Origin of the sequence: Polynucleobacter sp. TSB-Sco08W16 (assembly GCF_018687455.1) — a bacterium.
Lineage (GTDB): Bacteria > Pseudomonadota > Gammaproteobacteria > Burkholderiales > Burkholderiaceae > Polynucleobacter.
In genome coordinates, this window is the sequence record NZ_CP061291.1 from 779,975 (window position 1) to 805,171 (window position 25,197).

The window sequence follows — 25,197 nt, forward strand, 5'->3', positions numbered from 1 at the left end:
AACGACAGCACTGGAACAATTAGTGGATATGCTGCCGGTATTGTTAATTTCACCTCCATCGGAACCATTATCAACAAAGGGTTAATTAATAGCCCTAGCTATGTTGGTATCGATAACTATTTAGGAAGTATCACTTCTCTACTAAATGACACTACTGGTGTTATCTCGGGATTAAGCTATGGCTTCCGTAATAGCGGCACCATCGATGCTCTAACAAACAAGGGTTCTATTGTTGGTGGAAGTATAGGCGTACTCAATACCAATACAACAGGTATGTTTGCAAGTATTGGAACCATGGGATCTTTGTATAACATTGGAACAATTTCTGGCAGTTTCGCAGGAATTTCAAATGGCACATTTACTTATGGAAGTTTTTCCTCTGGTGGCGCAAGCATCACCTCTCTTATCAACGATAGTCTTTCGGGATCTATTGGAACAATCTCAGGTTCAGTTGTAGGTCTATTAAATATCGGTAATATTGAAACTGTTAATAATAGCGGTCTTATATTTGGTACGGTTTACGGCGTTGCAAACGTATTAGGTACAGTTGGTTCCTTGGTTAATAATGTCTCGGCTAGTATTGCCGGCAATCAAATTGGCATTGTTAATGCAGGAACAATAAACAATTTAACCAATAACGGAGTGATTGGCAGTGGCGTCACTGGTATGCTTAATGGAGCACCATCCGGCTCACTAACTGGAAGCTATATTGGCTCTTTAGTTAATAGTGGATCTATCATCGGCGGGAATCTTGGCTTTGTAAATACCGGTTCACTTACAAGTTTTTCTCAAGATGGCATAGTAAGCGGAGCATCTGCTGGTATCTATAACAGTGGCACGATTGACCAACTCATTAATACCAATACGATCTATGCGACAGCAGGCACTGCTATTGTTAATACTGGCCTGATTAATGCTCTATCAAGCCAAGGCTCCATCTACGGTTCTTCTATCGGTATCTATAACAATAGCGGCACGATCGGTACTATTGCAAACTCAGGCACGATTAGTGCGGGAAATACTGGCATCTATAACTCCTCTGGCAGCATTAGTGCTATTAACAATACTGTTGGTGCTTTAGTTGGTGGTACTTATGGCGTCATTAATCGCGGCATCATCGATAACATCCTCAACTCAGGAACCATCTCTGGTTATTACAACGGGGTTTATAGCGAACAGACAATTGGTACTATTAACAACAGTGGAAGCATTTTTGCCACTAATGGTGTTGCAATTGAAAATAATCTGACCGCAACCATTGGATTGCTCAACAATAGCAACACGATCTACTCCAATGCTGATTCAGCAATTGCCAACGTCGGAACTATTAATAATCTGATCAATACTGGTTCGATCACTGGATTTATCTACGGTATCAATAATAATGGCTCGATTACCTCCTTAACTCAGGGCGGTACAGTCAGCGGGGCCTCTGCTGGTATCTATAACAATAATAGCGGTACGATTGATTCGCTAAATAACAGCGGACTCATTTCCGCTTCGGTCTATTCCGGTTTGATTAACTCTGGTTCTATTGGCTATCTCAGTAACTCAGGAATTATTACTGGCGCATCAAGTGGTGTATTAAATGCAGGCTCAATAGCTTCAATCAACAATAGTAGTCTTGGATATATCTCAGGTCTTATCAATAGTGGTAGCTCCAGCTCCATCGGAGCCCTAGTCAATAGCGGTAGTATCACTGGCATCATCAATCAAGGCACTATTGCCAGTGCTACAACTGCTATCAATAACAGCGGCACGATTGATCTGCTCACAAATAGCAATACGATCTATTCTGGCGCGGGCATTGCTTTTAATAATAGTGGCCTGATAGGTTCAATGACCAATAGCGGCTCTATTTCTGGATCTATTTACGGTATTTACAGCACCGGCTCAATCTCAACCTTGTCCCAATCTGGCTCCATCACTGGCGGACTGGACGGTATTTACGTTAATGGTGGCACACTAAGCTTGCTCAACAATTCAGGGCTTCTCTATGGCACAGTATCTGAAGGATTGCGTAATAAGGCTGCCATAGATAATTTGGTGAATACGAGTTCGGGTGTTATTGCTGGATCAGTAGGTATTGATAATACGGGCAATATTGCTACCATCAACAACCAAGGCGTAATTTACGGTTACTCTTCAGGCATCAATAATGGAGATACCATTGACCAACTCATTAACACCAATACCATCTACGCTACATCGGCTACAGGTGTTGCCAATAGTGGCCTCATCAATACCCTAAGCAACAGCGGCTCGATCACTGGCTCTATCTATGGCATCAATAACAGCGGCACAATAGGCCTTCTAAATAACACGATCGCCGGCTCTATCGTAGGTAATAGCACTGGTATTATAAATTCAGGATCAATTACCTCCTTAAGTCAATCAGGTACGGTTTCGGGTACAGGTATAGGTATTAATAATGCAGCAAGTATTGATAAATTAAGCAATAGCGGTTTAATCAATGGCGCCAGCTATGGCATCTTTAATACCGGCACAATCTCTACACTTGATAATACGATTGGTGGAGTGATTACATCACAGACAGCAGTCAACAACACTTCTACTATTGGATCCCTAAGCAACTCTGGCACATTGTCCGGTACTAACAGGGCTATTTACAATAGCGGACTAATTGGTACCCTTACTCAAGATGGGGCACTTAGTGGAGTAAATAGAGCTATCTGGAACGCTGGTGGCACGATTGACCAACTCATTAATACCAATACGATCTATGCGACAGCAGGCACTGCTATTGTTAATACTGGCCTGATTAATGCTCTATCAAGCCAAGGCTCCATCTACGGTTCTTCTATCGGTATCTATAACAATAGCGGCACGATCGGTACTATTGCAAACTCAGGCACGATTAGTGCGGGCGGCACAGCGATTCAAAACCAAGGTGTGATTGGATCAATCAACAACACCACCACCGGTTTACTCTCTGCTGGTTTAGCAATCCTGAACTACAGCTCAATCGGGACTTTAGACAACTACGGCACTATCGCAGGTACTGGTCACGCTCTCTTTAGTTATGGCAACATTGACACTATCAATAACTTTGGGACTATTACTGGTGGCAGTGAGGTCATATACAACCATAGTGGCGCTACGATTGGATTACTTAATAATGCCAATGTGATATCTGCTTCTACTGGTGTGGCCTTGGGTAACGCAGGTTCTATTGGTAATCTGATCAATGCTGGTTCGATTGCTGGAAATACCTACGGCATCAAGAATGATGGCTCTATTACGTCCTTAACTCAGGGTGGTACAGTCAGCGGGGCCTCTGCTGGTATCTATAACAATAGTGGCACGATTGATTCTTTGGACAACAGCGGACTCATAACTGCTTCAGTCAATACCGGTCTGATCAACTCCGGTTCTATTGGCTATCTCAGTAACTCAGGAATTATTACTGGCGCATCAAGTGGCGTATTGAATTCTGGCTCAATAGCTTCAATCAACAATAGTAGTCTTGGATATATCTCAGGTCTTATCAATAGTGGTAGCTCCAGCTCCATCGGAGCCCTAGTCAATAGCGGTAGTATCACTGGCATCATCAATCAAGGCACTATTGCCAGTGCTACAACTGCTATTAATAACAGCGGCACGATTGATCTGCTCACAAATAGCAATACGATCTATTCTGGCGCGGGCATTGCTATTAATAGTAGTGGACTGATTGGATCAATCTATAACAGCGGCAGTATCTATGGTGGGAATGTAGGATTATTTAACCTAGCCGGCGGATCCATTGGATCTTTAACTAATGACAGTATTATCTCCAGTAACTCCAATTCTGCTTTAGAAAATGTAGGAACTATTCAGTCAGCTCTGAATAATGGAAGCATCACCTCTACGAATAGCGTTGCATTCTTCAATTACGGTAGTATTACCAGTCTAACGAATAACGGAATCATTTCAGGATCAACCGGTATTCGTAATGACTTTATCAATGGGCTGTCTACTGGAATAATTGATACGATCATTAACAGCGGCTCAATTTCTGGCTCTATCTATGGTATTTACAATACCTCCGCCGCGACTATTGGCATTCTTAGCAACACCAATACCATCTACGCTACATCGGCTACAGGTGTTGCCAATAGTGGCCTAATCAATACCCTAAGCAACAGCGGCTCGATCACTGGCTCTATCTATGGCATCAATAACAGCGGCACAATAGGCCTTCTAAATAATACGATCGCCGGCTCTATTGCTGGAGGCAATACCGCGATTGTCAATAGCGTCTCAATTAGTTTGCTGACCAATAGCGGCAGTGTTGCAGGCACAACTTACGGTATCTATAACGCCGGCGGCACGATCGATGCTATTACTAACTCCGGATTGGTTTCTAGTACAGGATCAGGCTATGGTCTATTTAATACAGGAACGATTACCTCTTTAGACAATACAGTTGATGGAGTGATAACAGGACGAGTTGCGCTTACAAATTCAGCCAATATTGGTACTCTGAATAACTCTGGCACTATTTCGGGTACTGTCTACGGTATTTATAACGCTGGCTCTATTACCACCTTAACCCAAGGTGGTACCGTAAGTGGGGCATCTGCTGGTATTTATAACGCCGGCACGATCGATTTGCTCAGTAATAGCAATACGATTTATGCAGCTGCTGGCACAGCTATCAAGAACAGTGGTGTCATAGGCACACTTACAAACTCTGGTTCCATCTATGGTTCCTATGTCGGCATCTATAACAATAGTGGCACGATCGGTACTATTGCAAACTCAGGCACGATTAGTGCGGGCGGCACAGCGATTCAAAACCAAGGTGTGATTGGCCTGCTTAACAACACCATTACTGGTTTGATCGTAAGCAACAGCACTGGCATTATCAATTCAGGATCAATTACCTCATTAATTCAAGGCGGAACAGTTTTAGCTGGCAACACTGGCATTAAGAACTCCGGTAGCATTGATAAGATCACAAATAGCGGATTTGTTAATAGCACTGGTTCTAGCTCAGGTTATGGCATCCTCAATAGCGGCAATATTAACTCCATAGACAACACAATCGGCGGCGTCATTAATGCGAGTACAGCTATATTTAACACCGCCACTATTGGATCATTAAATAACTCAGGCACTCTTGCTGGATTAAGTTATGGTGTATACAACAGTGGCTTGATTGGCACATTTACTCAAAATACAGTACTAAGCGGGGGAGTCACAGGACTCTCAAACGATATCGCTGGCAGCATAGGATTATTAACCAATAAAGGCTCCATTAGTGGAGTTAACACCGGCGTTTTCAATTTAGGAACCATCAATTCGTTAGTAAATAATGGAGTAATTACTGGTGGGTTAAACGGTATCTACAATGGTGGCGTAATTGGCACCTTAAGCAATAGTCAGTCCAACTTAACTTATGCCGGTAAGCTGCCGACTAACTACAACATTATTGTTACTGGCCAATATAGCTTTGGTAAGGTTGCCTTTAGTACTCCAAGTGGTACCACCAACTTTGGCATTGATAGCTCAAGTACCTTAGGTGCTTATATCTATGCAGGAGTGATTACTGGCCTAAGTAGTGCGAGTTACTTTACCGGTGGCATTGCGCCAACTGGTACATTTACCAATGGTGGCAGCACCTACTCCTGGTCTTTGGGCCAAGAGGGCACTTCCAATATTTGGGATCTGATTATTGCTGGTGCAACCAACTACAACGTCACCATCAGCTCTGATACACCTAGCTACACCAACAGCACTTCGATTGCTAGCTTGGTCAATCTAGCCACGATCTCTGGTGAGCTCGCCAATAGCAGCATCATTGCTGGCAGTACTACTGCAGTCAAGAACAGTGGTCAGATCGGCACCCTAAGTAATAGCGGTGCGATCTCTGGCTCTAACTACGGTATTTACAACTCTGGTTCAATTGGAACCTTAAGCAATATCGGCACCATCAATGCACCAGGTGGATCTGCTGCTATTTACAACCACAACGGCACGATTGATCTACTCAGTAATAGCAATACGATTTATGCAGATTCAGGTTATGCCATTAATAACAATGGCGGCTTAATTAAATCTCTTGTCAATGATGGCTCTATAGCCGCTTCTTATTACGCTATTTATAGCAATGCTAGTATTGGAACCCTTGTTAACACTGGCAGTTTGTCCGGTGGCAATTCCACTGCAGCACTGTATAACGATCGTTATGGCGTCATTGGATCCATTAATAACTTAGGTGGCGTAATTGGCTCATCTGACGGCGCTACTGGCATATCTAACTTTGGTCGGATTGATACGCTTACTAACAGCGGTACGATTCTGGGTAATTATTGGTTCGGAGTCTATAACACCGGTAGCCTAACAAACCTCATCAATGATGGAACAATCTCCGGTAATAGTGGTCATTCAGGTGTTTGGAATAATGACCGAGCTAACGGGGTTAATGCAACTCTCGTATCACTCATTAATAATGGGCTCATAACTGGTGGTCAAGGCGTTACCAACCTTGGTTTTATCGAGACGATTGACAATCGCAGTACAGGCACAATCACTGGTTCCTATACTGGTATTTCAAATACTACAAATAGTACGATCAACTCAATTGTCAATACCGGTACCATTGCCGGAAACACTATTGGCATTAATAATGCTGGCCTGATTGGCACCATCACGCAAGATGGAATAGTACGCGGTTCATCAACGGGTATTTATAACTCTGCAAATATCAATTTGCTGAGCAACAGCAATACGATCTACGCCAGCTCAGGTAGTGCAGTACACAACTATGGCACGATCGACGCGTTAATCAATACCGGTGGTATTACAGGCTCTACCGATGGTATTGTCAATGAGGCCACCATTACCTCGATCGCCAATACTGGCTCAATTACGGGTGGTAGCTACGGTATTGTCAATAACTCTTACGGCGTAATTGGCACCTTAAGCAATAGTCAGTCCAACTTAACTTATGCCGGTAAGCTGCCGACTAACTACAACATTATTGTTACTGGCCAATATAGCTTTGGTAAGGTTGCCTTTAGTACTCCAAGTGGTACCACCAACTTTGGCATTGATAGCTCAAGTACCTTAGGTGCTTATATCTATGCAGGAGTGATTACTGGCCTAAGTAGTGCGAGTTACTTTACCGGTGGCATTGCGCCAACTGGTACATTTACCAATGGTGGCAGCACCTACTCCTGGTCTTTGGGCCAAGAGGGCACTTCCAATATTTGGGATCTGATTATTGCTGGTGCAACCAACTACAACGTCACCATCAGCTCTGATACACCTAGCTACACCAACAGCACTTCGATTGCTAGCTTGGTCAATCTAGCCACGATCTCTGGTGAGCTCGCCAATAGCAGCATCATTGCTGGCAGTACTACTGCAGTCAAGAACAGTGGTCAGATCGGCACCCTAAGTAATAGCGGTGCGATCTCTGGTGGCAGCTACGGTATCTATAACACTGGCTCAATTACTACCTTAACCCAAGGCGGTACCGTAAGTGGAGCAGCTGCGGGTATTTATAACAATGGCGGCACAATCAATGTGCTCAGTAATAGTAATACGATCAATTCTGCGTCGGGCTCTGGCATTAAAAACTCTGGTTTGATTAATGTCCTAACTAACTTAGGCTCTATCAATGGAAATGCATTTGGTATCAATAACACCGGCTCAATTGCTACCTTAACTCAAGGCGGTACAGTGACCGGAGCTGGTTCTGGTATTTATAACCATGGTGGAACTATTGATAACCTGATTAATACTGGAAAAATCGGCGGACAAGGCTCTGCAATTTGGAATACCGGCGTTATGCAGTCTGTAACCAATACTGGATTAATTACAGGTTTAAATGCTGGGGTATGGAATACCTATGGAGCAACCACCAGCTCATTTTTAAATGATGTTGGAGGTATCGTTACGAGTGCAAACTCTTATGGATTCTATAACGATGGCCTCGTTAGAGTACTCACAAATAATGGGTTGATTTCCGGTAATAGTGGTGGGGTTTTTAACTTTAGATCCATTAGTTCTCTTACAAACTCTGGATCAATTATTGGTTTAGGAATGGGTATCAATAATTATGGCCTCGGCTCTATCGGAGTCATTAGTAATAATGGCACTATTTATGGTGGATCCATTGGCATCTCCAGCACCGGTACCATTACCTCAATTTCTAATACTGGCGGGATTACCGGCGGTACATATGGTATTAGCAATAGCGGTGTAATCGGCACCTTAAGCAATAAACAGTCAAATCTGACCTTTAACGGTAAGTTACCAACTAACTACAACATTATTGTTACTGGCCAATATAGCTTTGGTAAGGTTGCCTTTAGTACTCCAAGCGGTACTACCAACTTTGGCATAGATGGCTCAAGTACGCTCGGAGCGTATACCTATGCAGGAGTCATTACTGGCTTAAGTAGTACTTCGTACTTCTTTACAGGCGGAATCAATCCAAGTGGCACGATTACCAATGGTGGAAGTACTTATACTTGGACATTGAGTCAAGAAACCATTGCTGGTACTGTATCTAGCATCTGGGACTTAATCTTATCTACAGGAACAAATTACCACGTCACTATTAGTAGTGATGTTGCTAGTTATGCAAATAACACTTCGATCGCTAGCTTACTAAATCTTGCGACGATCTCTGGCGCGCTGACCAACAACAGCATTATTGCTGGTAGCGCAACTGCAGTGAAGAGCACGGGTCAAATTGGCACTCTAAGCAATAACGGTACGATCTCTGGTTCTAACTATGGCATTAGAAATACAGGATCTATTACTACCTTAACCCAAGGTGGTACCGTCAGTGGGGCATCTGCTGGTATTTATAACGCCGGCACGATCGATTTGCTCAGTAATAGCAATACGATTTATGCATCAGCAGGTAGTGGCATTAGCAATAGCGGTTTAATTAATACCCTCACCAATTTTGGATCCATTTCAGGATCAGGTTCTGCTATCTATAACAGCATTTCTGGCACCATCGATATCATTGCTAACAGCAGCAATATCCGAGGTACTGACGGCATCATCAATGATGGCTTGATAAACAATCTTGTTAATTCAATCAGCGCAAGCATTCTTGGAAACGCTGATATTGGCATACAAAATAATGGCAGCATTGGTGCGCTGACCAATTTAGGGTATGTATATGGTCAATATGCCGGTATTTCGAATGGAGGCACCATCAATACCCTCACCAATGCTAGCGGCGCAATCATAAGCGGTGGTTCAGGCGCTACTCAAGGCACAGGATTATTGAATGGCGGCCTGATCAGTGTCCTCACAAACTATGGAACTATTACAGGAAGCAATGTTGGCATTACTAATAATGGAACGATTGTCACCCTGAATAACCTTCAGGGTGTAACCCCTAGTGGTGGATCTAGTACTGTTAGCTCGCCATTAACCTATGCTGGTAACTTACCGACCAACTACAACATTATTATTAACGGCACCCGCAATTACGGTCAGATCTCTTTTGTAGGCTCCCTCTACAACACCATGAATGTCGGTATTGCAAGTAGCTCAACACTGTCTGCGTATACCTATGCTGCAGTTATCAGTGGCCTGAATGTAACTTACTTTGCTGGTGGAGTAGCGCCCAGTGGCACTATTTCTAATGGTGGCAGTACTTATTCATGGTTGCTAGGTCAAGAAGGCACCTCTGGAATTTGGGATTTGCTGGTAACGGTTCCAGTTACCTACAATGTCACCATCAGTGCTGATACACCTAGCTACACCAACAGCACTTCGATTGCTAGCTTAGTCAATCTAGCTACGATCTCTGGCGCCTTATCGAACACCAGCATCATTGCTGGCAGTACTACTGCAGTCAAGAACAGTGGTCAGATTGGTACCCTAAGTAATAGCGGTACGATCTCTGGCTCATTGCTTGCTGTGAATAACACAATTGGTGGTTCGATTGGTGTGATTAATAACAGCATTGCTAGTCAGATTATTGGCGGCAACACCGGTATTTCTAATAGGGGAACCATTGGCCTCATCACCAATGCTGGAACTGTATTTGGTGCAAATGACTACGGTATTGGTAATGGCGGACTCATTCAAAGTATTGTTAACACTGGCTCAATCGCATCCAATGCTTACTACGGTATTACTAATGGTGGCTCAATCATCAATATTAACAACACAAGTATTGGTACTATAGCTGGCTTAACAGGAGTTTATAACGGTAGTCCTGCTTACATTGGCACCTTGACAAATACTGGTCAAGTGCTTGGAACTGGCGACGGCATCGCCAACCTTGGCAGGATTCAAAAGCTGGATAACGCTGTTAATGGCGTTATTGATGGTGCTGTGACTGGTATTTTCAACAGTGGAACAATTATTGCCTTAGGCAATGCAGGCACCATCTCTGGCTCTTACTTCGGCATTTATAACGCAGGTAGCCTTGGAGTTGTGAGCAATAGTATTCATGGTTTAATCAGCAGCCTTTCCAATAGCACAGTGACCAGTGCCATCGCTACCTTAAGTAATTCAGGTTCTATTACCAACGTTGCCAACAGCGGCATTATTACTTTTGTCAGCAATGCTGGCACTATTAATAATCTCGCGAATAATGCTACTGGCTCAATCGGTGGTGGTGACGTAGGCATTCTGAATACCGGCTCTATCACCACCTTAACGCAAGGCGGCACAGTCATTGGAGCTTCTGCTGGCATTTATAACAATGGTGGCACAGTTAATAGCCTCGTCAATGCATCAACGATCACCTCTACTGCAGGGACTGGTATTAAAAACTCGGGCTTGATTACAAGCCTATCAAATATTGGAAGCATCTCAGGTCTAAGCTATGGCATCAACAATACAGGATCGATTGGCACATTAAGTAACGCGCAAACTAACCTTACCTACAGTGGCGTTTTAGCAAGTAATTACTTAGCAAGCATCACCGGTACAAGCAGTGGTAGCTTCGGAACTGCTGCATTTAGCAATACTTCCGGCCACATGAATTTTGGGATTGCCAGCGGATCTTCACTCTCCGCGTATACCTATGTTGGTGTATTGAGTGGCCTTAGCGCTTCCTATCTATCCAACTCAAGTGGCTCTTATAGTTCATATAACTGGATATTGTCAGCAGAAACTGCGCAGAACACCACTTGGGATTTGATTGTTGCGGCAAGCTCATCAAGCAACTTTAATTCAGGAACGATTGCTAATCTCAGTATTACTGGATCTTCAACTTACTTAGTTATTAATACAGGAACTATTACCAATAGCCTCAGTAATTCAGGAACTATAGCTAGTATTGTTAACAGCGGCTCCATTACCAGCTTGACCAATAGCGGTACGACTAGCTCGATTGCTACATTATCTAATAGTGGTTCTATCACCACCGCAACTAATACTGGATCGATTGGCACTTTTACCAATACCGGAACGATCGCAACTGTTTCAAGCAGCGGCTCCATTACCAGCTTAACTAATAGCGGTACAACTAGCTCGATTGGTACTCTGATCAATAGCGGTTCTATCACGACCGCAACTAATGCTGGCACAGTTGGCGCATTTACCAATGCCGGAACAATTGCGACTGTTTCAAGTAGTAGCTCCATTACTAGCCTGACCAATAGCGGTACGACAAGCTCGATTGGCACTCTGATCAATAGCGGTTCAATCGCTACTGCAAGCAATGCCGGTACGATTGGCACAATAAGCAATGCTGGCACAATCGCTAGCGCTACCAATACCGGCTCCATCGCTAGCCTGACCAATAGCGGTACAACTAGCTCGATTGGTACTCTGATCAATAGCGGCTCAATCACTACTGCAAGCAATGAAGGTGCGATTGCCGGCGCCAATAATAGCGGATTGATCGCTAGCTTCAGTAATAACGGTGTAACCAGCTCAATTGGTACTTTGACCAATAGTGGTGCGATCACCACTGCAATAAACGTTGGCACGATTGGTGCTGTCATTAATACCGGCACCATTACTGTCGCCAATAACAGCGGTTTGATCTCTAGCTTAAGTAATAGCGGCACCACTAGCTCAATTGCTATATTGACCAATAGCGGTTCAATCACTTCTGCAATGAATGCTGGCACTATCAATACCGTAAGTAATACCGGTAAGATTACTGCCATTGCTAACAGCGGTTCAATTGCTAGTCTAACTAACAGCGCTATTAGCAGTTCGATTGGTGTGTTAACCAATAGCGGATCAATGGCCGTTGCAACGAATTCCGGCACGATTGCTAGTTTGAATAATAGCGGCACAATCGGCGCATCAGTTGGCAGTGGCATTAAAAATACTGGTTTAATTAGTAACTTAACCAATACTGGAACAATTACAGGTTCAATCGCCGGTATCAATAACACGGGCACTATTTCAACTCTGACTAATGCGCAGTCTAGCTTGACCTATAAAGGCACGCTACCAACTAATTACAGCATCATCATTAATAGCGCCAGCAGTTACGGATTGTTGTCTATTGTTGGAACAGCGACCGGTACCATGAATTTTGGAATTGCTGCTGGATCAAATGTCTTCAAGAATACTTATCTGCACGTATTGAGTGGCATTAGTGCAAGCAATTTATACAATCTAAGTGGTAGCTTTGGAAGCGATAGCTGGGTCTTGGTTGAAGATGGGGCCAATACTTGGGACTTATCTGTGACAGTCCCGACTAATTACACTATCTCTGCTAATACTATCGGCTATACCAATGACATTGCTATCAATAGCCTCTTAGTCAGCGCAACAGTATCTGGCTTGCTATCTAATATCAATACGATTTCAGGTGGCGCTACCGGAATTATTAATACCGGATCAATTGCCACGCTAAGCAATAGTGGAATAGTAAATGGTAGCGTCTATGGCGTACAAAATACGGCAAATATTGGTACTTTAATCAACAGTAATGTGGTTTCAGGCAGCTTGGCAGGTATCTTTAATAATGCGGGAACAATCGCCAGCCTAGCCAATACCAATACAATTTATTCTGCTGGTGGAACTGGTATTAAGAATACCGGTCTCATTACATCCCTGGTAAATACAGGCTCAATTTCAGGCTTGAATGCCGGTATTTACAACTCTGGCACGATTTCAACATTGACTAATGCGCAGTCTGGCTTGAGCTATAAGGGCATACTCCCAAGCAATTACAACGAGGTAGTAGGTGGTACGGTCAGCACTAATTTTGGTGGCTTGAATTATTCCTCAAGTGGAACACTTTCCGCTGGCATCATGAACTTTGCTATTGCTAGTGGTTCGACTATCGCTGCTTACAACTATGCTGGTGTTTTGACTGGCCTAAATACAAGTAATCTCCAGAATATTACGGGCATATATGCCAATGCAAATGGAGATTCATTTATCTGGAGTTTGGGTACAGTAGGGTCTTCATTAACGGGTGTTATGACGGTTGCCTCGGCATCGGCTACTACCATATCCTATGGAACAGCTATAACTTCAGCTCAGCTAGCTAGCAGTCCAAGCATCTCTATCGTGAGCCTTAATGGCGGAACCATTAATGCTTCAAGCTCAGTCTCTAGTATTGGTCAGTACATAGCGACCTCTACTATTGGCGGCGTCATTAATCAAAATGCTGTTCAAACGACCATTTCTAATCAAGTAAGTGGTTCTGGCATGATCACGATTACCAATACGCAGGGCGGCTCAATTAGCACAGCTGGTGTGGTTGCTTTGACTGCGAATAACAGCGGATTTAGCGGTGGTATCGAGGTCGATCCTGGTGCAACACTCCAAGTGGGTACTGCAAGCGCGTTGGGTAGCGGTACTATCAGCTTGGTTGGATCGGATACCACCGCTTCAACATTGGCAACCACTGCCGATATGACTGTCAGCAACCCAATTACTGTTTCAAAGGATCCTACATTTGATGTTTCCTCTGGTACTACGCTAACGGTAAGTGCCCCGATTTCTGATGGTGCAAGCTCTGGTGAAGTGGTTGTCACTGGTGGTGGTACATTGGATCTGACTGCTGCAAATACCTATACCGGCGGCACAACGATTACTACTGGATCTACCTTGGCATTATCTGGTGCAGGATCCATCTCCACCAGTAGTGGCGTTAATAACTACGGTACTTTTGATATCACCAATAGCAGTTACAACAATCAAAGTAATCCTGTTGTGGTTAGCAACTACATGCAATCCTCTTCAGGTGCATTGAAGATGAATATTGCACCAACTGCTATTGCCTCACAATTGCTACAGGCGACTGGTAGTGCGAATATTGGCGGCACCTTGAATCTCAATGCCAGCTCAGGGACTTATGTTGGTGGCACTAAGTACACCATTGTTAATGCAACTGGTGGTCTAACAGGGGGCTTTAGCAATCTAAGCTCTAACTTGTCTAGCTACACTCCATTGGCAACCAAGTTTAGCTACGATGCAAATAATGCTTATCTAGATCTACTCAATTTCTCTACGGCTAATACGCAGCAGTCATTAGTCAATAGTGCCAGTGCACTACAAAGTACGTACTCAATGTCAAATAGCGTACTGGTCAACAGCTTCTCTTATGACTGTAACGAGTTTGGAGAGTATGGCGCCTGCTTCTCAGTTGGTGGTAGGAGCACGAATTTATCTTCATTTGGAAATAACACTACTAGTGCTTTGATGATTGGTGGCTATCGTGTAAACGAACAAGTTCGTATTGGTGCCTACCTCGATCAAAATCTTTCTGCTAGTAATCCGACTGGAATAGTTCAGCTGGGTAATCACACACCAGTAATGGGTGCATTTGTTGCATGGAAGCAAAACGGTGATGGCACTGGTCCAGAAGTGAAGTTATCAGGCGCCTATAGTGAGCAAACTACGACGATTACACGACAAGTGGTAGGAAATACTGAACCTGGTAGTGGCTCATCCACTCTCTATGGCTTTGGCGGACAAGCCTCGGCTAAATACGGCTTTGCTGTTACGGATAACAGCTTAGTATCACCATATGTTGGCATTCGTTATAGCGCTAATAATATGCCTAGCTATACAGAAAATACGTCTAGCACTGTACAGTCGCCATTGACTTATCAGGCCTTAAATACAAATGCTAAAACTGTCATTGGTGGTTTAACAGCATCTCATAAGGTCACGCCTGATACTACTATTTTTGGTAGCGTAGGTTTTGAGCAAGATGTCTCAACGAATTACAGCAAGTACTCCGCTTCTGGTATTAATGGCTTGACACCAATTAATTTCAACTCAAGCCCGGTTAATACTAGAGCAACAGCGAGTGCCGGTGTGAGCTACCAAACTGAAAAAAATCAATGGATCACTTTATCTGGATCTTATCGTGAGGCGCCATATAAGTCCCTAAATAGCAGCAGTGCGATGGTCTATTACACCTTTGGTATGTAATGTCCTTGCAGTGTTGGTCGGAACCAGAGATGTTTGGGGTAATTGCCCTGAGTCATTTTTTGAATTATTCATGCGGGTCTTTGGGTCAGTCAGGAGGATTTCTGGTCAGCCCTTTGCCCTCTAATTCGCTGCAAGCGCTAAAGTGGCGTTTTGATTACAAATAATGACTAAATCCATGAAATTATTGTCTTTAATGCTGATTTTTGAGAGGTTTCGTGTCATAAAAGCCCCTATAATTCATGCTAATATATTTCTTTTAAGCCCCTCGTTCATCCACAGGCAACCATGAGTACGATCCAAAATCCTAACCGTCAATCCGAGCAAAATATTGATGAAGATAATGTCCTCTTGTTGGGCAAAAACTTTAATATTGTTGGAGATTTAATTGGCCAAGGTACTGTCATTGTTTCTGGAAAAATTGAAGGCAATATTATTTCAAATAGAACAGTCTCTGAAGCGGGCTCCTCGATCGTTGGAAACATTGAATGCAAGCAACTAGATGTCTCTGGGTCTATTAAAGGCTTAGTTCAAGCTGCTAATGTGATTATTCGCAAGGGCGCATTAGTTGAAGGTGAGGTTCATTACTCAACCCTTGCTATGGAGCAGGGTTGTGAAGTACTTGGAAAACTGAAAAAGATTTCTGATAAACGTATTTCTTCATCAGTCCAGTCAGGCACTATTGGTTCTAATGCTCAGGCAGAATCCATTCTTTTGAATTTCCCTGATGAGCTCAAGGCCCAATTACAAGATTTAAGCGTGCGAGCAGGGGCAACATTAACTTTGATCGACGGTAGTCAAGCTCCGCTCTGGATCAGCCTGACTCAGGACAAGCTTGGTATGTTGGTCAGCAGTGGGGAACTCCAATCCTTAAAAAATCGAAATGAAACCCTGCAACTCAGACTGAACGTGGGCGGTACTCATTTTGATTTCTCCTTGCCTCTGTAAAAGCTCATTTCTAGCATTTCTTTCGTAAAACAAAGCATGCAAATGCGCTTTAAGAAAATTGCTTATTTCTGCATAGGTTTACCAATTTTTTTTGGGGCCCAGCCTATTTGGGCTGCAAACTTGAATGAGGTTGATCTTGTTAATAGTACAAGCGTACCCACTATTGACGAGGAAATTAAAACCCTTAAGTTTCTAGTAAAAAAAGAAATTGCCTCACAAGCGCTTATCCAATCCGAAGTAAGGGCTGATGTTATCCAACTCAAGTCTGGTAATGAGGCTTTAGTTGCGTCACTTAAGCAGAATGCGCTCACACAGGATAGTCAATTTTCTCAATTACGCGACTATTTCCATCTTAATAACCTCATCCTCTCCATCTTTACTTTCGTGCTACTAATAGTGCTTTGGATGCTAAGAGGGGTTAATAAAAAACTTGCCAAAGGGATTGAAATTAGGCTTGGCGGGCTTTCGGATAGAGAGAATGAAAAAAAACCACTAGACTCGCCTGGTGGAGGCAATCAGCTTTTTGTCAAAGAGGGCGATGATGCATCTTCTGAAGGCTTTGGTGCCGTCAATCGGGGCGTTTCTGCTGAGGATTTGCACAGAATGTTAGGTCGCCAGCTCGGGCTAGAGGAGGGAGAGTCTGTTCGTACTCCTCCTGCTAAACAAGATGAAGCGCTGGCTAATGAGATACATTCGGTCATCAAAAAAAGAATGATGGGATTTATGCGGCCCACTCAGCCCCCAAAACTCTAGCAATTTTTCATCTTACTCTGACTATTCTACCCTAGGTTTATGAATATAAATATTCATAAAAACAATTACTTATGTAATTTTGTGCAAGTGATACATTACAGTTTGCCCCTATAAACTGCTGATCCAACTACAAACAAATCTATTGTCTTTCCTGCAGACTCAGCGAGGAGACCTTCTTTTATTGCTTATGAATCGACAATTACTGTCGGCCCATAAGGATGACTGTTATGAGTCTCATTTTTGCAAAATCAAAAGCCATAACTATTAATTTAAATCCACTTGCAGTTTTGCATCTTTCACCAACTTGGCCCACTGGTTGCGGTCCTTAACGATGAACTTGCTAAAGGCAGCAGGACTACCACCACCATCTTCTGCGCCCACCTCAGCCAATTTCGCTTGAATTTCTGGTTTACGTAAGATGGTGTTTACGTCCACATTAATCTTATCGACAATTTTAGGATCCAACTTAGCAGGTCCCATCAAGCCATACCAGGCAGTAGCTTCAAAGCCTACGTAGCCCAGCTGTTCCATGGTTGGTAAATTGGGGTAGGCAGCAGAACGCTTAGTGCGTGTCTGTGCAAGAGGAATCACTTTGCCACTTTGAATATGCGGTGTTGCAGCGCTCATAGTTTCAAAAGCATAGGTGATATGACCAGCCATCAGGTCAACCAAGACTGGGCCGCTACCTTTGTAGGGAATATGTAAAGCTTGTGTTCCTGCCATGTGCATAAAGAGTTCGTAAGCTAAATGCTGTGTACTACCATTGCCAGCGGAACCAAAACTCACCTTGCCTGGATTTTGTTTCATGTAAGCCACGAGATCTTTTACATTTTTAGCAGGGGCATCCACATTGGCAATTAAGATATTTGGCGTAATACCTAATAAAACAATTGGTGTGAAATCCGTATTGGCGTTATAGGACATTTTTTGTCCAAGCGCTGGAATGATGGAAAGAGCGTTAACATGAGCTAAGCCGAGGGTGTATCCATCTGGGGGCGATTTAGCAACTAGGTCAGCAGCAATCGTACCCGCTGCTCCGCCGCGATTATCAATCACAACCTGTTGACCCCACATTTGCGAAAGATTAATTGCAATGATGCGCGCAATAGCATCTGAGCCACCGCCAGGAGGAAAGCCAACAAATAGTTTTACTGGTTTATCGGGCCAATTCTTTGCTTGAGCATAAGCACCTTGAGAAAAAACGAGTGCACTGAGTGATAGGGCTAAGCAGCCCAATAAATGTGCTCGGCGTTTGCCTTGTCTATTGCTAAAAATCATTACTTGTCTCCGCGCGGGAATTTGGTATTTAGTAGGAGACTTACTTTAACTGAGAAATAGCTCTTGAAGATTATTGAGATAGCGTAAACCCTGATCTGTAGCCATCAGTTTGCTTGGGTTCTCATCAAGCAATCCTTTCTTGCAGGCCTCATCAATAGGCTTGCTAATGACATTCAAAGGCAGCCCCGTGCGCTCGCTAAACGTATTGGTATCTACACCATCACTAAGCCGCAAAGTATTGAGCATGAATTCAAAAGGTAGATCTTTGGGGTCGATCTCACGGGATTCAATTAAGGCATTACCTTTGCTCTCCATGGCAGCCATATAGGTCTCTGGATGACGTTCCCGAACTTGACGGGTGATTTTGTTTGGAAAGGAAATCTTGCCATGAGCACCGGCACCAATGCCGATGTAATCGCCAAAGCGCCAGTAGTTCAGGTTGTGTTTGCACTCCTGATCTTTCTTGGCGTAGGCAGAGACTTCATAACGCTGATAACCAGCTTTGGTGAGTAGATCTAAATTCTGTTCAAAGATGGCATCAATATCATCTTCATTAGGCAGCTTGGGTGGAAAGCTCGCAAAGTAGGTATTCGGTTCAAGCGTGAGGTTGTATAAAGACAGATGTGGTGTTTTAAATGACAGGGCAGTTTCTATATCTGCCTTGGCAGCCTCAAGACTTTGATTGGGTAATCCATACATCAGATCTAGGTTGACGGACTTAAAGTTGTCTAAAGCTATCTGGATGGCCCGCTTCGCTTCTTCACCATTGTGAATGCGCCCCAATGCCTTAAGCTGTTCATCTTGAAAGCTCTGCACTCCAATCGATACACGATTAATACCGCATTTGGCAAAGGCGGCAAACTTATCCGCCTCAATGGATCCCGGATTGGCTTCCATCGTGATCTCGGCGTTAGGCTCTAAATTGACCCGAGCGCGTACGGCAGAAAGGAGTTCATCCATACCCTCAGGTGATAACAAACTCGGTGTACCGCCCCCAATGAAAATGCTATGTACCTGTCGACCCCAAATATTGGGAAGCTCCGTTTCTAAATCAGCAATTAAGGCCTTGATATAGCGCTTCTCATCAAACCCACTTTTACCAACACCATCCTTTACTTGATGGGAATTGAAGTCGCAATAAGGACATTTCTTTTCACACCAAGGAAAGTGAATGTAGAGCGAAAGTGGGGGGAGTGCTGTTAAGGAAACAGCTTTCGCTGGCAAATTAGGCACGAGACTTCAATTGGGTAATTAATTCACGTAATGCCTGGCCGCGATGGCTAATGACATTCTTCTTTGTTGGCTCTAACTCTGCTGCAGTCAAACCTAATTCCGGCAAGAGGAAGTGAGGGTCATAGCCAAAGCCATTGCTTCCTTTGGCATGATCTATAAATTGACCATACCAGCGAGTTTGCACAATGAGAGGCTCAGGATCATCGGCACTATTTACAAATACGAGTGCACAAACATAATGCGCGCCTCGATCTGATTGATTTTTTAATTCCTCAATCAGCTTTTGGTTATTGGCAGCATCATTGGCTGGCTCTCCCGCAAAGCGCGCTGATAACACGCCAGGCTGTCCATTTAAGGCATGCGCACAAATACCGGAGTCATCCGCTAATGCAGGAAGACCGCTCGCTGCACTGGCATGACGTGCTTTAGCAAGGGCATTTTCAACAAAGGTGTGATGAGGCTCTTCTGCCGAGGGAATGCCTAATTCTCCTTGCGGAATTACTTGGAAATCCAAGGGCGCTAATAAAGCTTGAAACTCCCGTACCTTGCCAGCGTTATTAGAAGCGAGAACGAGCTTTTGCATAGGATTATTTCAGTGCTTCGATCTGTAATTGAGTGAGCTCTTGAATTCCTAACTCGGCCAAATCTAGCAGGGCAGTTAACTCACTTCTAGAGAAGGCGGCTCCTTCAGCTGTGCCTTGCACTTCAATCATGCCACCTTTACCAGTCATGACAACATTCATATCGGTGTCGCATGAAGAGTCTTCTGGATAATCTAAATCCAGTACTGGAACACCTTGATAGATACCCACAGAGATAGCTGCAACACTATCAATGATCGGATCTTGTGTGAGAGCGCCACTTTTCAGTAGTTGGTTAACGGCATCGCGTGCTGCAACATAAGCACCAGTAATGGAAGCGGTTCGTGTACCACCATCCGCTTGCAATACATCGCAATCTAAATGAATCGTGCGTTCACCCAAGATTTCTAAATTGAAGACGCTGCGCATTGCACGGCCAATGAGACGCTGAATTTCTTGAGTGCGACCCGATTGCTTGCCGCGAGCCGCTTCACGATCACTGCGGGTATGAGTGGAGCGGGGCAGCATGCCGTATTCCGCCGTAACCCACCCTTCGCCAGAACCGCGCTTGTGAGGAGGCACCTTATCGAGGATGCTGGCGGTACACAAAACCTTGGTATCACCAAAAGCAATCAAAACGGAGCCTTCAGCATGTTTAGTAAAGCTGCGAGAGATTGTAACGGGACGCAAGTCTTTTGGTTTGCGACCGCTTGGGCGGTTGACGGTGCTTGAATTTGGGCTGCTCATGGATTTGTCCTAAAGGGGCTATAAAGAATCTACAATGTCCCTATGATATCGAGCATGACTGGTTATGGCAGCGCTTCTCGTCAAGTCTCCCTAGGAGCTGGCGTAGTTGCTGATCTGCAGGTGGAATGTCGGGCTGTTAACAGCCGCTTTCTGGATTTAGGCTTTCGTCTGCCGGACGAATGTCGCGGGGCGGAGCCCGCCTTGCGAGAAATGGCTACCCAAAGCCTTTTCCGGGGTAAGGTAGAGTTTCGGGCGGCATGGCGGGTCAATAGTGGTGCCGCAGGGGCTGCCAAGAGCAATCCCCATGCCTTAGGGGCAATTAATAAAGATCGCCTAGATGCGCTCTATACCCTTCAAGAAAAAGCCCAAGAAGCCTTTCCAAAAGCGCAAGAGATGAGTATTGCTGAAGTCCTGCGTTGGCCCGGGATTGTTTCTGAGCCTCGTGGGGAAGAAGAGGGCTGGATTGCTGCAACGGTTGAAGCTGGACGTGCCGCCTTAGAGGCGCTCATGAGCAGTCGACATGCAGAAGGACAAGCTTTGGTTGGTGTATTGACCAACATTACTAAAAAGATGCGCGAGATCGTCAAAGCAATTGAGCCTAAGGTTCCTGAATATGTCGCGCAATATCAAGAAAAACTCACCGAACGCTTATCAGAAGCATTGGCTGCGCAAGAACAAGCTAAGGCCGGCACAGAACTCATGGAGCGTATTCGTCAGGAAGTGGTTCTCTATGCTGTGCGTATTGATGTGGCGGAAGAGTTTGCGCGCTTAAAGACCCATCTACAGGCTGTTGACACCGCATTAGCTGGTAAGGGACCGGTAGGTAAGCGCTTAGATTTTCTAATGCAAGAACTCAATCGCGAAGCTAATACCCTCAGCTCCAAATCGGTTTCTGAGGAATGCACGCAAGCAGCCCTTGAGTTGAAGCTGCTTATTGAGCAAATGCGTGAGCAAGTGCAAAATCTGGAATGATGAGTCATTCATAATCCGTACAATTGATCTATGACTAGTCCAAATTTGACCCCTTCTTATCAAGGCAGTATGTTGATGATTGTGGCGCCATCTGGTGCGGGTAAGTCTTCCCTAGTCAATGCGCTATTAAAAGAAGATGCTGGATTAAAACTATCCTTATCCACTACGACGCGTTCACCAAGACCCGGTGAAGTCGATGGCAAGGATTATCGGTTTGCCTCTAAAGAAGATTTCATTGTTGAAAGAGACCAAGGTCATTTTCTAGAATGGGCAGAAGTGCATGGTCATTTTTATGGCACTTCAAAACCTTGGATCGAATCTCAGATGCAAGCGGGTAGTGATGTGATGCTCGAGATCGATTGGCAGGGCGCACAACAAATTCGCAAACTCATTCCATCGGTGCAGTGGATCTTTATTTTCCCTCCCTCGATTGAAGCTTTAGAGGAGCGTTTGCGTAAACGTGGCCAGGATGATGAAGCCACCATTCAAAGACGTTTAGCTGCTGCCCATATCGAGTTGCAGCATGCCCATGAGGCCGATTACATCGTGGTGAACGATTCTTTTGATCAGGCTCTAGTCGACCTCAAGCATATTTTGGCTTCCAGCCGACTACGCTCTGGACCCAGTATGGCCCGAAATCCAGCTCTTTTAAGGCGCCTTGGGGTTTAATCAGTTATCCTATAGGTATTGAAGCTAAATTAAGTGAGTCCAGCATGGCCCGTATTACTGTAGAAGATTGCCTGAAAACCATTCCAAATCGTTTTGAACTCGTATTGGCTGCGACATATCGCGCTCGTCAATTGGTTCAAGGTCACTCCCCACGTGTTGAGTCCAGAGATAAAGCTACAGTAGTTGCTTTGCGCGAAGTAGCTGCTGGTGTTACTGACCGTGACATGTTGACCAAAGTTCCTTTGTAATTTAGGAGTTCCGGTGTGGAGCTCCCTTTAGGAACAACCAAGACATCGGAATTAGTAGGAGGGGTCTCGCCCAATGAGGCCTCCTTTGGGGTAGCTCAAAAAGATTTACTCGTTACCCCATCAGATACATCTCTAGGTAGTCATTCTCAAAACGGCAAGAAGTCGATCATTGCGACTTTGTTGGCTCAGTCGAGCCGTCATTTGTTTGGACCAACCTCTGCGCCTGCTTTACCTCTTAAACATCAGGTGGTTTCAATTGAGGGCTTGCTCTCGAAACTTACCTATCTCAAGCCTGAAGAGATCGTCCAAGTAAAAAAAGCCTTTCAGTTTTCTGATGCGGCTCACTTAGGTCAGTATCGCCACAGTGGCGAGCCTTACATCACCCATCCTGTAGCCGTTGCAGAACTCTGCGCTACCTGGCGCTTAGATGCCCCTTCAATCATGGCGGCGCTCTTGCATGATGTGATTGAGGATACGGGTTGCACTAAAGCCGATTTAGTAGAAAAGTTTGGCAATAAGGTGGCTGAGCTAGTTGAGGGTCTGACTAAGCTCGACAAATTGGAATTCCAAAGTCATGCAGAAGCTCAGGCTGAGAGTTTCCGCAAAATGTTTATGGCGATGGCGCGAGATGTTCGCGTCATTCTTGTGAAGCTAGCAGACCGCACTCACAATATGCGCACGCTTGATGCTGTGCCGATGGAAAAGCGCCGTAGGGTAGCTGCAGAAACCATTGAGATTTATGCCCCCATTGCGCATCGCCTTGGATTAAATATCATCTATCGTGATTTGCAGGATCTGAGTTTCCGTTACTCGATGCCAATGCGCTTTCGGGTCATTGAAGGAGCCGTAAAGCGGGCGCGTGGCAATCGTAAGGAGATGGTTGAAAAGATTTTGCAAGCCTCTCGTATGGCTTTTGCAAAAGCTAATCTAGAGGTCGATCTACGCGGTCGTGAAAAAACGCTTTATAGCATCTACAACAAGATGCGCGCTAAGCACGTCAGCTTTTCTCAAGTGTTAGATGTCTATGCATTCCGTGTCACGGTTGGCAGCATAGATGAATGCTATCGTTCCTTAGGTATCTTGCATTCTCTTTTTAAGCCGATGCCAGGTAAGTTTAAGGATTACATTGCGATTCCGAAACTCAACGGCTATCAATCCCTACACACCACTTTATTAGGGCCATCTGGTGTGCCGGTTGAGTTCCAGATTCGCACTACCGATATGCACGCCGTAGCAGAAGCGGGCGTTGCAGCGCATTGGGCTTATAAAGACGGATCGCCTGATATGAGCGAAGTACAAAACCGCGCTCATCAATGGCTCCAATCTTTGATTGATATTCAAGATAGCAGTGGCGACTCACAAGAATTCTTAGAGCACGTCAAAATCGATTTATTCCCGGATGCGGTTTATGTGTTTACGCCCAAGGGGCAAATTCGTGCACTTCCTAGGGGCGCTACCGCTCTTGACTTTGCTTATTCAATTCATAGTGACTTGGGTAACACCTGTGTCGCCGTCAAAGTAAATGGTCTGCAATTACCACTTCGCAGCGAGCTGAAGAATGGCGACATTATTGAAGTCGTGACTTCAGGTAATTCACAGCCGAATCCTGGCTGGCTGGCATTTGTACGAACAGGTAAAGCTCGTGCATCGATTCGCCATTCATTAAAGACGAAACATTACTCAGAATCACTACAGTTGGGTGAGCGATTGCTTGCCAATGGCCTGCGCCAGCAAGGCGTAGATGCTGCATTACTAACCCCCGAGATTTGGGAAAAACTCATGCACTGGACGGGTGATAAAACCCGCGAAGAGGCATGCGTCAATATCGCCCTTGGTCGCCGTTCTCCTCAAGAGCTGGCGATTCGTCTCAAGATCTTGATTGATGATGAGGGTGGGGGTGAGCAGATGCGTCTTGGTGCCGCAGATTGGGTTGCGCCAAACCAAGAATCACATCAGCATCAGCGTCAGGCTATCCTAGTCGATGGTCGAGAGGGCAATTCGATTCACTTCCAATCTTGCTGTCATCCAATTCCAGGCGACGGCATCATTGGTTACCTTGGAAAGGGTGAGGGCCTGCAAGTTCATATCCATGACTGCTCTGTTGCACTCCGAATGCTTTCTAAAGATAGCGATAAGTGGGTGGAGGTTGAGTGGGCTAAGGAGCTCAATCGAGAATTTGAAGTTGACCTAGCAATCGATACACGTCAAGGTAAGGGTGTCTTGGCACGCGTGGCTAGTAGCGTTACTTCTGCCGACTCCAATATTATGAATGTCTCGATGGAAGATCGCTTTAAAGAAGACTCCGTAACTATTCGCTTCACCATTCAAGTCTATGACCGCCTGCACTTATCTAAAGTGATGCGTAGCTTGCGTACGAACCCAGATGTCATGCGCGTGACTCGTACGCGCGCTCTTTGAATGAA

Annotated in this window: 11 protein-coding genes (1 of these 11 running past the window's edge); 7 read left to right on the forward strand and 4 right to left on the reverse strand. The window is 44.7% G+C overall.

Annotation, left to right across the window (positions count from 1 at the left end; translation table 11 throughout):
* From FD961_RS03880 to FD961_RS03890, 3 genes are all read left to right on the forward strand, one after another.
* Nucleotides 1-15,348, forward strand: the 3' end of a protein-coding gene (locus FD961_RS03880) for an ESPR-type extended signal peptide-containing protein (RefSeq protein ID WP_215394185.1). 16,203 nt of this gene lie to the left of the window's left edge; the window shows 15,348 of its 31,551 coding nt (coding positions 16,204-31,551); its start codon lies beyond the left edge, outside the window; it ends in the stop codon at nucleotides 15,346-15,348.
* Between the two features lie 285 nt (nucleotides 15,349-15,633).
* Entirely contained in the window at nucleotides 15,634-16,293 is a 660-nt protein-coding gene (locus FD961_RS03885) for a polymer-forming cytoskeletal protein (RefSeq protein WP_215394186.1), read from the forward strand.
* A gap of 42 nt (nucleotides 16,294-16,335) precedes the next feature.
* The gene (locus tag FD961_RS03890) at nucleotides 16,336-17,046 is read left to right on the forward strand and encodes a hypothetical protein (protein ID WP_215394187.1); all 711 of its coding nucleotides are present in this window, start codon (nucleotides 16,336-16,338) and stop codon (nucleotides 17,044-17,046) included.
* Nucleotides 17,047-17,310: 264 nt separating this feature from the next.
* Here the strand turns inward: FD961_RS03890 and FD961_RS03895 are convergent, their stop codons facing one another.
* The 4 genes from FD961_RS03895 to rph are packed head-to-tail and all read right to left on the reverse strand — an operon-like array spanning nucleotide 17,311 to nucleotide 20,885.
* Nucleotides 17,311-18,324, reverse strand: coding sequence for a tripartite tricarboxylate transporter substrate binding protein (locus FD961_RS03895; protein WP_215394188.1), 1,014 nt, complete (start codon nucleotides 18,322-18,324; stop codon nucleotides 17,311-17,313).
* A 45-nt stretch (nucleotides 18,325-18,369) separates the two neighbouring features.
* Nucleotides 18,370-19,557: a radical SAM family heme chaperone HemW gene (gene hemW / locus FD961_RS03900; RefSeq protein ID WP_215394189.1), complete on the reverse strand. Its 1,188-nt coding sequence runs from the start codon at nucleotides 19,555-19,557 to the stop codon at nucleotides 18,370-18,372.
* A complete protein-coding gene (gene rdgB / locus FD961_RS03905; RefSeq protein WP_215394190.1) occupies nucleotides 19,550-20,140 on the reverse strand; it encodes an RdgB/HAM1 family non-canonical purine NTP pyrophosphatase in 591 nt (196 codons plus the stop codon). The genes hemW and rdgB overlap by 8 nt, the downstream gene beginning before the upstream one ends.
* Before the next feature lie 4 nt (nucleotides 20,141-20,144).
* Nucleotides 20,145-20,885, reverse strand: a complete 741-nt coding sequence (gene rph, locus FD961_RS03910; protein ID WP_215394191.1) for a ribonuclease PH — start codon at nucleotides 20,883-20,885, stop codon at nucleotides 20,145-20,147.
* Nucleotides 20,886-20,927: 42 nt separating this feature from the next.
* Here rph and FD961_RS03915 point away from each other — a divergent pair, with 42 nt between their 5' ends.
* Genes FD961_RS03915 through FD961_RS03930 form a run of 4 tightly spaced genes read left to right on the forward strand, consistent with a single transcriptional unit; the run spans nucleotide 20,928 to nucleotide 25,192 of the window.
* Nucleotides 20,928-21,857 carry a YicC/YloC family endoribonuclease gene (locus FD961_RS03915; protein WP_215394192.1) on the forward strand — a complete coding sequence of 310 codons (930 nt, stop codon included), beginning with the start codon at nucleotides 20,928-20,930 and terminating at the stop codon, nucleotides 21,855-21,857.
* Between the two features lie 30 nt (nucleotides 21,858-21,887).
* The gene (gene gmk / locus FD961_RS03920; RefSeq protein WP_215394193.1) at nucleotides 21,888-22,526 is read left to right on the forward strand and encodes a guanylate kinase; all 639 of its coding nucleotides are present in this window, start codon (nucleotides 21,888-21,890) and stop codon (nucleotides 22,524-22,526) included.
* 44 nt (nucleotides 22,527-22,570) lie between these two features.
* Nucleotides 22,571-22,774: a DNA-directed RNA polymerase subunit omega gene (rpoZ, locus tag FD961_RS03925; protein WP_011902918.1), complete on the forward strand. Its 204-nt coding sequence runs from the start codon at nucleotides 22,571-22,573 to the stop codon at nucleotides 22,772-22,774.
* A 15-nt stretch (nucleotides 22,775-22,789) separates the two neighbouring features.
* On the forward strand, nucleotides 22,790-25,192 hold the full coding sequence (locus FD961_RS03930; protein WP_215394194.1) for a bifunctional (p)ppGpp synthetase/guanosine-3',5'-bis(diphosphate) 3'-pyrophosphohydrolase: 2,403 nt from the start codon (nucleotides 22,790-22,792) through the stop codon (nucleotides 25,190-25,192).
* Nucleotides 25,193-25,197: the final 5 nt, after the last annotated feature.